This is a genomic window from Desulfosporosinus orientis DSM 765, from assembly GCF_000235605.1.
GTDB lineage: Bacteria > Bacillota > Desulfitobacteriia > Desulfitobacteriales > Desulfitobacteriaceae > Desulfosporosinus > Desulfosporosinus orientis.
The window spans coordinates 4,985,053-4,999,442 of sequence record NC_016584.1 but is presented as its reverse complement, the minus strand read 5'-3'; the positions used below and the strand labels follow the sequence as shown (position 1 = coordinate 4,999,442).

The window sequence follows — 14,390 nt, the reverse complement described above, 5'->3', positions numbered from 1 at the left end:
CAGGCAAAGCAAGGAGGATGGGATAGTGGCAACAATCTTAGTCGTTGATGACGAGGAACCAATTCTTGAACTTCTCAGATTCAACTTGGAAAAGGAAGGGTATTTGGTTTGTCTTGCGAAAGATGGTCAGGAAGCTTTGGATTTAGTTGAGAAGGAACAGCCTGACCTTGTGGTGTTGGATCTTATGCTGCCGGGGATGGATGGCCTGGAGGTCTGCCGCAGAATTCGCTTTATTCCAAAGTATCAGCAGATTCCTATTATCATGTTGACTGCTAAAGGTGAGGTCATTGACAAGGTTTTAGGGCTTGAACTGGGAGCCGATGACTATATGACAAAACCCTTTAGTCCTCGTGAGTTGATTGCCAGAATTAAAGCTCGTCTTCGCCGGATCAATTTGCCTGAAGAGAGTGATTCTCAGCTCATTCGGGGAGAATTGCGAATCGATATCAAAGGTTTCCGAGTTTATGTTCGAGGGGCAGAGACAGAGTTAACCCCTAAGGAGTTTGAACTTCTGCGTGTTTTGGCAGCACATCCCGGCAGGGTTTATTCAAGAGATGATTTATTGGAAAGAATATGGGGTTATGAATATGATGGGGATACTCGTACGGTTGATGTTCATGTTAGGCACTTGCGTCTAAAAATTGAACAGGATCCCTCCAATCCTGAGTATATTGAGACATTACGCGGCATTGGTTACCGCTTTAAAGGATAGTATTAAAATGAGTTTAAGATGGCGATTAACGGGACTCTTTTTAGGGATGACGGGACTTTCTCTGCTCCTTTTTTGGGTTGGAGATAGCGCGAGGCTGGTGGCCGGCAAGCAACAAAGCGATCTGGGCGTGGCGATTCTTGCTTTGCTTCTTCCGGCCGGAGTGGTCTTTTTCTATGCCAATCAACTTACGCGGCGAATGGAAAAACTTCACGCATCAACTCAACGTATTGCTTCAGGAGATTTTGAGCATATTAATTTATCAGATTCTACGGATGAACTCGGACAATTTACCATCGAACTCAATAGTCTTTCTCGCCATGTGGAAAAGATGGTTCAAGACGGAACTCAAGAAGCTCATAAGATGGAAACAATATTGGCGGGAATGGAAGAAGGGGTTGTGGCTGTAGACCATGTGGGTCGGATTGTCTTAGTAAACGCTGCCGCAGAGAGAATTTTCGAACGTCAAAAAACCGATAGGGATTTGGAATATTTGCTAGAGTTAACCTATGACTCTGAATTAGAGCAGCTTACACGGAAAGTCCTTTCGGGGCAGCCGTCAGCTGCGAAAGAAATCCACATCGGGCAAAAAACGGTCCAAAGTAAAATTAACCCCATTTTAAGCGGGCACGGCAAGTCGCGCGGTGCCGTTATTGTTTTTCATGATGTGACTGAACTTCGAAGACTTGAACAAATGCGTACCGAATTTGTGGCTAATGTTTCCCATGAATTGAGAACGCCGCTAACGTCCATCAAAGGGTTTGTCGAAACACTTCTTGATGGGGCTGCGGATGATCCAGCTTTACGGAATAGGTTTTTAAAAATAATTCAGGATGAGACCTTGCGCTTGCAGCGACTTATCGAAGATCTTTTAACCATTGCTCACCTGGAAGGTCATGAAAATCGGGCAGATGCAGCTTCTGACAAAGTGAGCTATGTGCAGAAAGCTTATCATAAAATTAAGCCGGTTATTCTAAGCATTGCACAGGCAAAGGGTATTCAGGTGGATGTCAATCTGTCGGAAGACTTGCCGCCGCTCACTATTGGAGAAGACTTGTTAAGTCAACTCCTTTTGAATCTTTTGGAAAATGCGGTTAAATATACGACAGAAGGACGTGTCTGGCTGAATGTTCAAGTAGAACCTCAATTTCTTCGCTTAGAGTTTGGGGACACAGGATGTGGCATACCCGCAGACAGGCTGCCAAGAATATTTGAGCGGTTTTATCGAGTGGACAAGGCCCGATCTCGAGAGCAAGGCGGAACCGGACTCGGGCTTAGTATTGTAAAACATATGGTCGAAGGCATTGGCGGTAATATAAGTGTGAAGTCTACACTGGGAGTTGGTACTGTTTTCATATGCAATTTACCAAGAGCAAAACATTAATTATGGGCCATTTCCAGATAATTGCCAGGGGGGAAATATGGAGGGGAATAGAAGGAAAATCCGATATTTATGGGTGGCTATATTGTTACTAATAATAACTGGAGGAGTCGCATGGTGTTATCGTTCGGCATTTATAGCCGGTACAATAAAATTCGCTACGGCTGAATCAGGAACCATCACTCATGAACGTAAAGTTCAGGCAACCTTTGCCAACCAAGAATTACTGGTGATATCACCTCTTTCCGGAAACGTAGAGTATCTTGGGGAAGATGGTCAGCGTGTTAGGCGCGGGGATCCGATTGCTGCTGTTCAATCCGTTCAAAGCCAAACCATTGCGGCGGCAATGAGCGGGCTGTTTATTCACAAGAGTGACGGATTAGAACCAATTATTACTAGTGAAAACCTCTTAACCATGGATCTTACAAAATTGTTAAGCCAATCGGCCAACGTCAAAGTTAGTGGAGACACTGTACAAACAGGGGATGCATTGGGGAAGATTGTTAATAATCTGGTTCCTACTGTTGCCTTCCTTGAGATGCCAACTGTCGACGGGCTTATTGTGGGAAAAACTCTGCGCTTAAAAATAGGCGAGCAAACATTAACGGCTAAAATAATGCGCAAATCCGAAGAACCAAGGGGAGTGGTGGCTCAATTTTCTAATTATGTGGATGGTACTGCAGAGCAAAGACGTCAAGAAGTAACTTGGATATATCGTTCGCCCACCAGTGGAGTCCTTATCCCGAAAAGTGCGCTGTGGACTAAGGGAGAGGAATTGGGTGTCTTTCTTTGGAGTGAGGGGGTTGTGCAGTTTAAAAAGGTGAAAGTCCTTGATGAAAATGAAGACAAGGCTTGTATTGAAGATCTGCCCAATGGGATACCGGTTGTCATTACACCGCGGGATGGGCTGGAAGGGCTGGTACCTAATCCAAAAAAAATCTAGGCAAGGGTTTAAATAGCAGGAAACACACAAAAGGGCGTAGAAGTTAATGCGGAGGAGATAGTCTGATGATACAAAATACGGGCATTGAACAACGCTTACTTGAGGTTCGTCAACGAATATGCCAAGCTGCAAAGCGCAGCAATAGGGATCCGAGTACTATTCGATTGTTGGCTGTATCAAAGACTCAACCTATTTCGGGTTTAGAAGAGGCTTATCAAACGGGTCAAAGAGCCTTTGCAGAAAACCGCGTTCAAGAATGGTTGGAGAAAGCCTCTATTCTCCCTGAGGACTGCGAATGGCATTTGATTGGGAGGCTTCAGACGAACAAAGTAAAGTATTTAAATCATAAGATTGCAATGATACATTCCCTTGATCGGTTTCCATTGCTGGAAACCCTTAACCGGCATGGAGAAAAGCTCAATATTACTTGGACAGCTTTAGTTCAGGTAAATGTAGCTCGGGACCCTGCAAAAGCAGGCCTGATGCCTGAGGAGGTAGCGGATTTCCTGAATTCAGTTGCTGAGTTTCCTCATGTTCGAGTTCAGGGTCTCATGACCATCGGTGCTTTAGAGGCAAGTATGGCAGAAACTCAAGGTTTTTTTCGCCAGCTTCGGGAGTTGAGGGATACTTTGCAGCCGGGTAACCGACCGGGAGTTGACTTGCGGGAGTTATCCATGGGGATGAGCCAAGATTTTGAACTGGCAATTGAAGAAGGGGCTACGCTAATTCGAGTGGGCAGCCAGATTTTTGGTGCCCGATCATAAACCGGAAAGAGGAGGAAGGATAAATGGCCAAATTGATTGATAAAGTAATTGGGATTATGGGATTTGCAGATGAAGAAGCAGAAGAGGAACTTTTTGAAGAAAATGAGCGTGAGAAAAATGTTCAGGAAGAGGTGCGGACAAGCCGCAAGAATGCTCAGGTTGTAAGTATTCATACTCAAAAGCAAATGCGAGTGGTGGTTATGGAACCCAATAACTTCGAAGAAGCTCAAAATATTGCTGATCAGTTGAAAAACCGCCGGCCGGTGATCGTGAATCTTGAAAATGCTGAAAATGTCTTGGCAAAACGCATTGTTGATTTTATCAGTGGGACAACCTATGCTTTAAACGGCAATATGCAAAAAGTAGGCAATGGTATTTTTTTGTTTGTTCCTAATAACGTTGATATTTCTGGAGAAATGCGCGATGAACTTAAAGGTAAGGGTTTGTTTTGGCCTAGTTCAAAAATAGGGAGGGATTAATATTATTTTCGTTATACAGATCATTAATAAAGTAATTTCAATTTTGATCTACGCTATTTTTGTTAGAGTAATCTTGACCTTCTTTGGACCGAAATTTCACCCGGCTAATAACAAATTTGTTGCTGTTATCTATGACATAACCGATCCCTTATTGAAACCTTTTCAACGTTTTCAAATAAGCAATGCGGCTATGGGTGTGGATTTCTCGCCTTTGTTTGCAATCTTTGCTCTGAATATCCTGCAATGGCTCTTGGGGCGAATTTTTCTGATATGAGAGAAACTGTCGATCGAAGCGTATTAAAGTTTTGGGATGAAAAAGATGCTCGTTTGGAAGCGGCCCATTTATTAGATCAATTAAATTTGGTGCTTCATAAAGGCATTAAGCAATTGACCCCGTTTTTGAGTCTGGCAATGAGGGAGTGGCTTGAATCAATAATACGTAAAGAACAGGTTGAATATCGAGCGGAAGGCGGGTTCCCGGAGGCAGAGAGAGTTCGGATTTTTATGGGTCCAAGGGGAGAATGGTTGGACACAGCCGATACGGGCATGGCACTGATCTGGGTCATGCCGACGGATTCTCGTATTCAGCTCCAACATAGGCAGATACTGGGATCACTCATGGGATTAGGTATTCGGCGGGATGTCTTTGGAGATATTCAGCCTGGACAAAAGGGCTTTTATATCGCAGCAGCGTCAGAAATTGTGGACTTTGTTCTCAATAATTGGACAAATGCTGGACGTGATACAATTCAAGTGTCACTTGTAAGGGGAAAGCCTAGCCTGCTTCCTGATTTGGGGGAAGAGCGGCGTATCACCGTTAGTTCATCCCGCATTGATGCAGTCATTGCCAATGCTTTTGGGGTTTCGAGGACAGTTGCCCAGGAGTTGATTTCACAAGGCAAGGTGAGAAGAGGGGGGCTTGTGGTTTCTAAATTCACAACAGAGCTGCAGGCGGATGATATCATCTCTTGTCGTGGGCATGGACGAATCAAGCTATTAAAAAGCGCTCAGACCCGTAAAGAAAGAATTGCTTGGCAAATTCTACTTTTTCGCTCACAACGGCATTAGGAGGGATTTAAGATGGAGATGACTCCTCTTGATATTCGGAATAGAACATTTCCTAAAGGGTTTCGCGGCTATCAATGCGAGGAAGTAGAAAAGTTTCTCGAAGAAGTTAGTCAACAATTTGAGTTAGCCTATACAGAAAATTTCGAGCTTAAAGAAAAGACCAAAGAGTTGGAAACAGAAATCAGTCATTATCGGCAGATTGAAAACACGTTGCAACAGACCTTGGTATTGGCGCAGCAAACTGCTGAAGAAGTAAAGGAAGCAGCGCGCCAAGAGTCAGCTTTAATCTTACGTGAAGCAGAGCATGAAAAATCAAAAAAAGTGTCTGAAGCACAGAAAAAATGGGAAGAAATAGAAGAAGAAATCCAAGCTCTCGCTAGAAAGCGTGATTTACTGCGCACTCAACTCAAGTCTTTTCTGTTGGCTCATTTAGATTTGGAAACGAAACAGGATACCAATGAAGGCATCGCTTGACCCCGAGATGTGAATATGTTGCGGATCTGTTTGGTTTCGTGGTAAAATGATCTACAGATGATTTTGAAGGAGAAGGATTTCATCAATGTTTAGATTAGTTAGTGAGATATCTCCGAACTTTCTGATTCAAGGATTTGGGTTACATCAGGACGAAAATGAGATCTATATTGGCAAAGTAGGTGGCCAAGAGGTTCAACTGATACCTTCCATTGATCGTTTGCATTTAGATAACTTACAAGCGGATGATATAATTTTTAGCGTTGGGTTTGCCGAAGCCGACAATCATTTCCGTGCGGGGGATGTTTTAATGACCGGAAGTGATGATTTATTAGATCGTGCCTTCCGGGCCATGGATGAAATGGAACAACGTGGAGTTGTTGTCAGTTTGACGCCCGCTCAGGATTCCAAGCATTTGTATGTTTCCAAAGAACATATGGATCCCTTTGTTCAAGAATGGAAAAGTCGGAAATTTTCCTTTTTGTGTCTCTGGATGGTGGATCCAATTGATTCGGAAGGACAAGCTAAACTTGTCGCTATTCTGCGGAAAGTCATTATCAAAGATTAATGCTATTATTTACTACATCATAAACGACACTGCATCATAAATGAATAATTCAGACACGTTGAAAAGGACAGTCTTTGTTGAGCAATCTCTGCAGCGAGCGGGAAGCGGTGTGAGCCCGTGAGGTGTAACAAAGAAAATCACCTTGGAGTGAAGGGCTGAAAGTTTTAGTAAGCTTTATTCGGTTTGTCTCCGTTAACGACTTCCGAGTGGCATAATATGGCTACAAGGGTGGTACCGCGAGTAGATCTCGTCCCTTATTGGGGCGGGTTTTTTTTATACACAGGAGGAAATATAAATGGACTATCGCAATACATTAAATTTACCGGAAACGGATTTTCCCATGCGAGGAAATCTTACCAAAAAAGAACCGGAAATTCTCAAAGCCTGGGAAGAGGAGAAGCTTTATGAAAAGGTTCAAAAAGCTCGCGAAGGATGCCCAAAATTCATTCTTCACGACGGACCGCCTTATGCCAATGGGGACATCCATTTAGGTCATGCTATTAATAAAGTTTTAAAGGATATCATCGTTAAGTACAAAACTATGAAGGGCTATGATGCGCCATACGTTCCTGGCTGGGACACTCACGGCCTCCCTATTGAACAACAAGTCATTAAGAAATTAGGAGTTAATCGGCATGCGGTATCTGCATTGGAATTTCGACAAAAATGTCAAGACTATGCGAAAAAGTATGTTGGTATTCAGCGAGAGGAATTTAAGCGGCTGGGTGTAAGGGGGGATTGGGATCATCCTTACATGACCCTGCAGAAGGAGTACGAAGCAGCCCAAATAGGCGTTTTTGGTGATATGACCAAAAAAGGCTATATTTATAAAGGACTGAAGCCTGTATACTGGTGCCCTTCCTGTGAAACAGCGCTGGCTGAAGCAGAAATTGAATATGCTGATAAATCCGCTACAGCTATCTATGTTAAATTTGCCGTAAAAGATGGGTTAAATGTGCTTCCCCAAGAGAATACTTATATCGTTATTTGGACGACAACCCCCTGGACATTGCCGGCAAACTTAGCGATTTCCGTTCACCCTGAATTGAAATATGCCCTTGTTTCTGCCAACAAGGAGCGCTGGGTGGTTGCTGAAGGAATGCTGGATTCCTTGCGTTCCTTATGGAAAATGGATCTTCCCGTGGAAAAGACGTTCAAAGGAAAAGAGCTTGAGCATATTAACTGCAAAAATCCTCTTATGGATCGAGACTCTAAGGTGATTTGCGGGGAACATGTTACCTTAGAAGCCGGTACAGGTTGTGTTCATACGGCACCTGCTCATGGTGAAGATGACTTTTATGTGGGCAAGAAATATGGTTTGCCGGTACTATGTCCTGTAGACCATCAAGGCAAGTTTACTTCGGAAGGAGGAGCCTATGCAGGACTTAAAACCGCAAAGGCGAATCCTGTTATTGTGGAGGATCTGAAAGGATCCAGAGACCTTGTCTTGGAAGAGATAATTGATCACAGCTACCCTCATTGTTGGCGTTGTAAAAGCCCAATTATTTTCCGTGCAACTGAACAATGGTTTGCATCTATTGATGGATTTCGGCAAGCAACTCTGACAGAGATTGAGAAGGTTCGCTGGATTCCTGCCTGGGGAAGAGATCGGATCTATAATATGATAGCGGATAGAGGCGATTGGTGTATTTCCAGACAAAGAACTTGGGGAGTTCCAATTCCTATCTTCTATTGTGAGGATTGCGGAAAAGTGTTGGTCAACGACGAAACCATAGCTAAAGTTCAAGATTATTTCCGGTGCGAAGGATCAGACGCCTGGTTCGCTCACTCTGCGCTGGAACTGCTGCCTGAAGGTACAACCTGTGAATGCGGCGGCAAGACATTCCGTAAAGAAACGGATATTATGGATGTCTGGTTTGATTCCGGGACCAGCCATGTGGGGGTTTTAAAACAGCGGCCTGAGCTTTCATGGCCTGCCGATCTCTATTTAGAAGGTTCGGATCAGCATCGGGGTTGGTTTAATTCTTCTTTGTCCACTTCCGTTGCGGCTTTTGGCCAAGCTCCTTATCGTAATGTATTAACCCATGGCTTTGTCGTGGATGAGCAAGGACGAAAAATGTCAAAATCTCTTGGCAATGGAGTCGATCCTCTTAAGGTTGTGCAAGAACTAGGAGCGGATATTCTGCGCCTTTGGGTTAGCTCGGTGGATTATAAAAACGATGTGGCCGCTTCCCCGCGTATTATGAAGCAAATGTCTGAAGCCTACCGTAAAATTCGCAATACCATGCGCTTTTTGCTGAGCAATCTCAATGATTTCGAACCGGCAAAGGATAAAGTAGCCTATCCAGAACTTCAAGAAATCGACCGCTGGGCGTTGCTTAAGCTTTCTAAGGTTGTTGAGAGAGTGTTAACAGGGTATGAAACCTATGAATTCCATTGGGCATACCATACAATCCACAATTTCTGCACCATTGAGTTAAGCGCTGTTTATTTGGATATTGTCAAGGATCGTCTTTATGTTGAAGGAAAAACATCCCTTCTGCGGCGTTCTGCACAAACAGTATTATACGAAGTTCTTGATGCTTTGGTCCGTCTCTTAGCTCCTATCTTGTCCTTCATGACCCATGAGATTTGGCCTTATATTCCGGGAGAAAAAAGTGTTGACAATGTTCAGATTGCCGAAATGCCTGAGGTCAAAGCTGAATGGATGGATGAAGAATTAGAAAGCCGCTGGGATCAAATACTTGCCTTACGCACAGATGTTGCTAAAGTTTTGGAAAAGGCACGGCAGGAGAAGTTGATTAACCATCCATTGACAGCGCAAGTTGATCTATTCCCTACGGAAGAACAATATAAAGCCTTGCAGCAAGTTCCTAACTTGGCAGAAATTTTTATCGTCTCAAGTCTTGTTATCCATAAACCCGATGAGTCAAGACCTGAAGGAGTCGAAACTGCGGAAGTAAATAAGGGTTTAGGCATACTTGTTCAGCCGGCCAAAGGAGAAAAATGCGAGCGATGCTGGATGTATCATGAGGATGTTGGCAAGGATAAAGAGCATCCGACAATTTGCCCGCGCTGCAGTTCAGTAATTTCTGAAAAGTTTTAGTAGACATTTTCAATAAAAGAGGATATGATATAGTAAATAAAGCAATAAATACTCGGATGACACTAGCAGGAGAGATCTGAATTTTTCAGGCGCCGAAGGAGAAATCTCTTGAATTCGCTTTTTCAAGGGGGGAAGCTCTCAGGCAAAAGTACTGCTAGATGACGAGACTCTGGAGAGTTTCTTGTAAAAAGAACACCAAAGGGGAAGCCTTACGGGCGAATCTCTCAGGTTAAAGGACAGAGAAGATGCGATAGCGCATTTTCTCTGTCCTTTTTTGGATTATCAAATTTTTCCATGTATAACCGTGGAAGGGTTAGTTTGTTGCGCCCTTTTACAGCAACAACAGACAACCGCCTGGGCCTGAAAGGTTCGCGCCAGCCTAGTTTTATGATGTAAAATATTTACTTTGATGCAGGAAAATGTAAGGAGGATTTGAAATGGTTGAAGCAAAACGTACTCCACTTTATGAAGAACATTTAGCTGCCAAGGCTAAACTGATTGATTTTGGAGGTTGGGAAATGCCCGTTCAGTATGCAGGTGTTATCGACGAACATCATACTGTCCGTACTAAAGCCGGCCTTTTTGATGTCTCACATATGGGTGAGATCGATGTCCATGGCGAAGAGGCATTGGCTTTTGTCCAAATGCTGATCACCAACGATGTAACGAAGATTGAAGACGGTAAAATTCTTTATTCTCCAATGTGTTACCCAAGTGGAGGAATTGTCGATGATTTATTGGTTTATCGCTATGATTCTCAGCGTTTTCTTCTTGTAGTTAATGCCTCCAATACGGATAAGGACTTTGCTTGGATTAAAGATCAAGCTAAAAATTTTCAAGTGGAAACAGAGAATATTTCTGATCAGTATGCACAGCTTGCCTTACAGGGACCATTAGCTGAAACCATTCTCCAGCGTATTTCCAGTGCGGATCTTTCTCAAATACATTATTATTACTTTGCTCACGGCGAAATTGATGGAGTGAATTGTCTTATCTCCCGGACGGGTTATACGGGAGAGGATGGCTTTGAAATCTATGTTTCCCCTGAATATGCACGACAGTTGTGGAGGAAAATTCTGGAGGACGGCGCGGGTGAAGGAGTTCAGCCCATTGGCTTAGGGGCTCGGGATACGCTGCGTTTTGAAGCTCGCCTGCCCTTATACGGCAATGAGTTAGGTGCAGAAATTTCTCCTCTTGAAGCCGGTCTCGGAATTTTTGTAAAACTCGATAAAGCCGATTTTATCGGCAGAGAAGCGCTCTTAGCCCAAAAAGAACAAGGGGTACCGCGTAAGCTGGTAGGACTGGAAATGATTGATCGCGGAATTGCCCGCTCTCACTATCCATTACAAAAAGATGGAGAGGAAATTGGCTTTGTTACCTCAGGTTCTTTCTCACCAACCTTAAATAAAAACATTGCTTTAGGCTTAATTCGTTCAGATTTAGCGATTCAAGGAGAGATTATTAATGTTATGATTCGCGGTAAAGCTGTGAAAGCCAAGATCATACCCTCCTTATTTTATAAGCGTGGCAGTCAGCAATTATTGTCCAGTATTGCTTAATAGTTACGGATGGTTCTATTTCCCTATGGGTAAAATAAACAAAACTTTGAGGAGGATGATTTTTAATGAATCCAGTAGAGCTAAAATATAATAAAGAACATGAGTATGCTAAGTCAGAAGGAAGTATTGTAACATTTGGAATTACCGATCATGCCCAAGAAAGTTTAGGGGATGTGGTATTTGTTGAGCTTCCTGATGTGGGGGCGGAAGTAACTGCGGGAGAATCCTATGGTACCGTGGAATCTGTTAAAGCTGTTTCCGATATAACGGCATCGGTGAGTGGAAAAGTTATCGAAGTGAATACAGCGGTTATGGATGCCCCGGATCTTCTGAATTCTGACCCATACGGAGAGGGATGGCTGATTAAAGTTGAAGCTGAGGATTTGTCTCCTCTGGATGAGATGATGACAGCCGAGGAATATGAAGTATTTGTAGCACAGGAGGACCATTAGAATGAACTTCGTACCGAATACTGACTGCCAGAATGAACGGCTCTTAGCTCGTATTGGGGTTAAGTCGGTTGAGGACCTCTTTGCAGATATTCCTCAGGAAGTACGGATGCAGCGTCCTCTTGCCATCAGCGGAGGGATGTCGGAGCAGGAATTGGTCAAACATGTTAAAGGCTTAGCCAATCGTAATAAAACCGTGGAAGGATTTATGTCTTTCCTAGGGGCGGGTGCCTATGAACATTACATTCCCAGTTTTATTGACCAGTTGCTGCTTCGTTCTGAATTTTATACTGCTTACACGCCTTACCAACCGGAAATTAGTCAAGGAACCCTTCAGGCGATTTATGAATACCAGACTTTAGTTTGTGAATTAACCGGTATGGATGTAACCAATGCGTCTATGTATGATGGTGCTTCGGCATTGGCTGAAGCAGCCCTCATGAGTTGTGATGCTACTCGACGTAAAAAAGTCATTGTCTTGCAAACAGTTCACCCGGAATATCGTGAGGTCTTGAAAACCTATCTGCCGCCTCGGGGTGTTGAATTAGTGGAAATTCCCTATCAGGACGGTGTTGTGGACCTAAAAGCTTTGGAAGAAGCTTTACAAAGTGATATTGCCGGTGTGCTTGTGCAAAACCCTAATTTCTTTGGCTGCTTGGAAAAAGCAGATGATATTGTCCAGCTGGCTCATGCTAAAGGAGCTTTGGTGGTGATGTCCGTCAATCCGGTTTCTTTAGGTTTAATAAAGACCCCGGGAGAATGTGGGGCAGATATTGTTGTTGGTGAAGGTCAACCTTTCGGCAATCCATTGAACTATGGAGGTCCTTATTTAGGATTCTTAGCTTGCCGGGATAAGTTTGTACGACGTATGCCAGGGCGGATTGTTGGAGCAACTACAGATAAAAATGGGAAAAAAGGTTATGTCTTAACCCTTCAAGCTCGCGAACAGCATATCCGCCGGGAAAAAGCCACCTCCAACATATGCTCAAATGAAGCACTCTGTGCCTTGGCCTTTACCATGCATTTGAGTGCCCTTGGCAAAACAGGGCTCAAGCAAATGGCTTATCTGAATTTGCAGAATGCTCACTATGCTGCCCAAGAAATCGGGAAAATTCCCGGGATGAAAGTAGCTTTTCCAGGGCCCTTCTTCAATGAATTTGTAATTCAGTCTAAGATCGAGCCGGCAAAAATCAATGCAAAACTTTTGGATGATCAAATTATCGGCGGACTTGATCTGGCCCGTTTCTATCCTGAGCTCGGTCATCATCTCCTTATTTGTGTAACTGAAACTAAGTGTAAAGCAGATATTGATCGGCTCGTGGCCAGATTGGGGGCAATCCAGTGAAGACATTAGAATCGCTGATTTTTGAACTTAGTGCCGATGGTCGGAGCGCTGTTAGTTTACCCGCTTGTGATGTACCGGAGGTTCCGGTTGAAACGTTAATATCCGCAGACTTATTGCGTCAGGAGCAGCCTCACCTGCCAGAGGTTTCAGAGGTTGACGTGGTTCGTCACTTTACACGTCTATCCACCTTTAACCATGGTGTGGATACAGGGTTTTACCCTCTCGGATCATGCACCATGAAGTATAACCCAAAGGTCAATGAAATGCTGTCAAGACTCTCAGGGTTTACAAACCTGCATCCCTATCAGCCCGAGTCCCTTACTCAAGGAGCTTTGCAGCTTATGGCAGAACTTCAAGAAGACCTTTGTGAATTGGCTGGAATGGACGGCTTTACTCTTCAGCCTGCTGCCGGCGCCCATGGAGAAATGGTCGGCATGTTAATCATTAAAGCTTATCATGACCACCGCCAAGACAGTAAGCGTAAAAAAGTGATTGTTCCAGATTCTGCTCACGGGACAAACCCTGCAACCGCTGCCATGGCCGGATACCAAATTATTCAGGTTCCCTCCAATGAGCGTGGCGGAGTGGATTTAGAAGCTTTGAAAAAAGTTCTCAACGATGAAGTTGCAGCGCTGATGCTGACGAACCCAAATACTGTGGGACTTTTTGATGAGAACATTTTAGAAATTACGAAACTTGTTCACGATGTAGGAGGATTGCTTTACTACGATGGAGCGAACACCAATGCTGTCATGGGCATTGCTCGCCCAGGAGATATGGGCTTTGATGTTGTTCATCTCAACTTACACAAAACTTTTGCTACCCCCCATGGAGGCGGAGGCCCAGGGGCTGGCCCTGTTGGAGTTAAAAAGTTTTTAATGCCTTTCCTCCCTAAACCGATTGTCGTTCGGAATGAGGATGGAACTTTTGCTCTAAAAGAGGATATGCCTTTATCAATTGGCCGTGCACGTTCCTTTTATGCGAACTTCTCCGTATTAGTAAAGGCCTACTCCTATATACGAAGCCTTGGCGGAGATGGCTTAAAGGCAGCCTCAGAGAATGCTGTGATAAACGCCAATTATTTAATGAGCATCCTTAAGGAGCACTACTATTTGCCCTTTGATAGGGTTTGCAAGCATGAATTTATAATTACACCTAAAAACCTCAAATCCACCGGAGTGCATACTTTAGATATTGCTAAGCGCTTATTAGATTATGGCTATCATCCCCCGACCATTTATTTCCCTATTATTGTTGAAGAGGCTATGATGATCGAACCGACAGAAACAGAAAGTATCGAAACTTTAGACCAATTTGCCGAAGTGTTGATCAAAATTGCCGAGGAAGCGCATCAAGATCCAGACCTTCTTAAGAATGCTCCCTATACAACGTTAGTGACGAGATTAGATGAAGTGGGGGCAGTACGAAAGCCAAACTTACGATGGCGTAAAGAATAAGAGCTGCTTCTAAGAATGACACAGGATACGATTTGTATCCTGTGTTTTCATAGTAAGCCAATTAAGTTTTTTTATATAGAGAAATCCAAGAATTATAATTGTTTTAGTCATTAAATGTTAATAAATCAAA

General features: G+C 43.6%; 14 protein-coding genes, 2 riboswitches and 1 other annotated feature. All 14 genes read left to right on the top strand.

Features of this window, described 5'->3' with window-relative positions; genetic code table 11:
• The first annotated feature begins 25 nt into the window (after positions 1 to 25).
• The 14 genes from DESOR_RS23095 to gcvPB all read left to right on the top strand — a co-directional run bounded on the left by DESOR_RS23095 (position 26) and on the right by gcvPB (position 14,260).
• Complete coding sequence (locus DESOR_RS23095; protein ID WP_014187012.1) at positions 26 to 712, top strand: response regulator transcription factor; 687 nt, start codon at positions 26 to 28, stop codon at positions 710 to 712.
• Positions 713 to 719: 7 nt separating this feature from the next.
• Entirely contained in the window at positions 720 to 2,093 is a 1,374-nt protein-coding gene (locus DESOR_RS23090; protein WP_014187011.1) for an ATP-binding protein, read from the top strand.
• 73 nt (positions 2,094 to 2,166) lie between these two features.
• On the top strand, positions 2,167 to 3,033 hold the full coding sequence (locus tag DESOR_RS23085; RefSeq protein ID WP_242832394.1) for a biotin/lipoyl attachment domain-containing protein: 867 nt from the start codon (positions 2,167 to 2,169) through the stop codon (positions 3,031 to 3,033).
• Between the two features lie 65 nt (positions 3,034 to 3,098).
• A complete protein-coding gene (locus tag DESOR_RS23080) occupies positions 3,099 to 3,797 on the top strand; it encodes a YggS family pyridoxal phosphate-dependent enzyme (protein ID WP_014187009.1) in 699 nt (232 codons plus the stop codon).
• Between the two features lie 23 nt (positions 3,798 to 3,820).
• Positions 3,821 to 4,276, top strand: a complete 456-nt coding sequence (locus DESOR_RS23075) for a cell division protein SepF (RefSeq protein WP_014187008.1) — start codon at positions 3,821 to 3,823, stop codon at positions 4,274 to 4,276.
• A 43-nt stretch (positions 4,277 to 4,319) separates the two neighbouring features.
• Positions 4,320 to 4,550, top strand: a complete 231-nt coding sequence (locus DESOR_RS23070; RefSeq protein ID WP_282434388.1) for a YggT family protein — start codon at positions 4,320 to 4,322, stop codon at positions 4,548 to 4,550.
• Entirely contained in the window at positions 4,547 to 5,344 is a 798-nt protein-coding gene (locus tag DESOR_RS23065; RefSeq protein ID WP_014187007.1) for a YlmH family RNA-binding protein, read from the top strand. The genes DESOR_RS23070 and DESOR_RS23065 overlap by 4 nt, the downstream gene beginning before the upstream one ends.
• Positions 5,345 to 5,356: 12 nt before the next feature.
• Positions 5,357 to 5,818 (top strand): DivIVA domain-containing protein, encoded by a 462-nt coding sequence (locus DESOR_RS23060; protein ID WP_014187006.1) that lies wholly within the window; start codon positions 5,357 to 5,359, stop codon positions 5,816 to 5,818.
• A gap of 85 nt (positions 5,819 to 5,903) precedes the next feature.
• Positions 5,904 to 6,383: a hypothetical protein gene (locus tag DESOR_RS23055; RefSeq protein WP_014187005.1), complete on the top strand. Its 480-nt coding sequence runs from the start codon at positions 5,904 to 5,906 to the stop codon at positions 6,381 to 6,383.
• 49 nt (positions 6,384 to 6,432) lie between these two features.
• Positions 6,433 to 6,641 (top strand) — a binding site (T-box leader).
• Between the two features lie 37 nt (positions 6,642 to 6,678).
• Positions 6,679 to 9,450 carry an isoleucine--tRNA ligase gene (gene ileS, locus DESOR_RS23050; RefSeq protein WP_014187004.1) on the top strand — a complete coding sequence of 924 codons (2,772 nt, stop codon included), beginning with the start codon at positions 6,679 to 6,681 and terminating at the stop codon, positions 9,448 to 9,450.
• Positions 9,451 to 9,506: 56 nt separating this feature from the next.
• Positions 9,507 to 9,614: riboswitch (glycine riboswitch) on the top strand.
• 3 nt (positions 9,615 to 9,617) lie between these two features.
• Positions 9,618 to 9,692: riboswitch (glycine riboswitch) on the top strand.
• A gap of 195 nt (positions 9,693 to 9,887) precedes the next feature.
• Positions 9,888 to 11,009, top strand: a complete 1,122-nt coding sequence (gene gcvT / locus DESOR_RS23045) for a glycine cleavage system aminomethyltransferase GcvT (protein ID WP_014187003.1) — start codon at positions 9,888 to 9,890, stop codon at positions 11,007 to 11,009.
• A 65-nt stretch (positions 11,010 to 11,074) separates the two neighbouring features.
• Positions 11,075 to 11,461 (top strand): glycine cleavage system protein GcvH, encoded by a 387-nt coding sequence (gene gcvH / locus DESOR_RS23040; RefSeq protein ID WP_014187002.1) that lies wholly within the window; start codon positions 11,075 to 11,077, stop codon positions 11,459 to 11,461.
• A 1-nt stretch (position 11,462) separates the two neighbouring features.
• On the top strand, positions 11,463 to 12,803 hold the full coding sequence (gcvPA, locus tag DESOR_RS23035; protein ID WP_014187001.1) for an aminomethyl-transferring glycine dehydrogenase subunit GcvPA: 1,341 nt from the start codon (positions 11,463 to 11,465) through the stop codon (positions 12,801 to 12,803).
• On the top strand, positions 12,800 to 14,260 hold the full coding sequence (gene gcvPB, locus DESOR_RS23030; protein ID WP_014187000.1) for an aminomethyl-transferring glycine dehydrogenase subunit GcvPB: 1,461 nt from the start codon (positions 12,800 to 12,802) through the stop codon (positions 14,258 to 14,260). Before gcvPA ends, gcvPB begins: the two co-directional genes overlap by 4 nt.
• The last annotated feature ends 130 nt before the right edge of the window (positions 14,261 to 14,390 follow it).

Excerpts from the sequence above, each read along its gene's own strand:
- DESOR_RS23075 (WP_014187008.1), top strand. The coding sequence starts at position 3,821 with ATGGCCAAATTGATTGATAAAGTAATTGGGATTATGGGATTTGCAGAT.
- gcvH (WP_014187002.1), top strand. The coding sequence starts at position 11,075 with ATGAATCCAGTAGAGCTAAAATATAATAAAGAACATGAGTATGCTAAG.
- ileS (WP_014187004.1), top strand. The coding sequence starts at position 6,679 with ATGGACTATCGCAATACATTAAATTTACCGGAAACGGATTTTCCCATG.
- DESOR_RS23065 (WP_014187007.1), top strand. The coding sequence starts at position 4,547 with ATGAGAGAAACTGTCGATCGAAGCGTATTAAAGTTTTGGGATGAAAAA.
- gcvPA (WP_014187001.1), top strand. The coding sequence starts at position 11,463 with ATGAACTTCGTACCGAATACTGACTGCCAGAATGAACGGCTCTTAGCT.
- DESOR_RS23090 (WP_014187011.1), top strand. The coding sequence starts at position 720 with ATGAGTTTAAGATGGCGATTAACGGGACTCTTTTTAGGGATGACGGGA.
- DESOR_RS23055 (WP_014187005.1), top strand. The coding sequence starts at position 5,904 with ATGTTTAGATTAGTTAGTGAGATATCTCCGAACTTTCTGATTCAAGGA.
- DESOR_RS23080 (WP_014187009.1), top strand. The coding sequence starts at position 3,099 with ATGATACAAAATACGGGCATTGAACAACGCTTACTTGAGGTTCGTCAA.
- DESOR_RS23060 (WP_014187006.1), top strand. The coding sequence starts at position 5,357 with ATGGAGATGACTCCTCTTGATATTCGGAATAGAACATTTCCTAAAGGG.
- gcvT (WP_014187003.1), top strand. The coding sequence starts at position 9,888 with ATGGTTGAAGCAAAACGTACTCCACTTTATGAAGAACATTTAGCTGCC.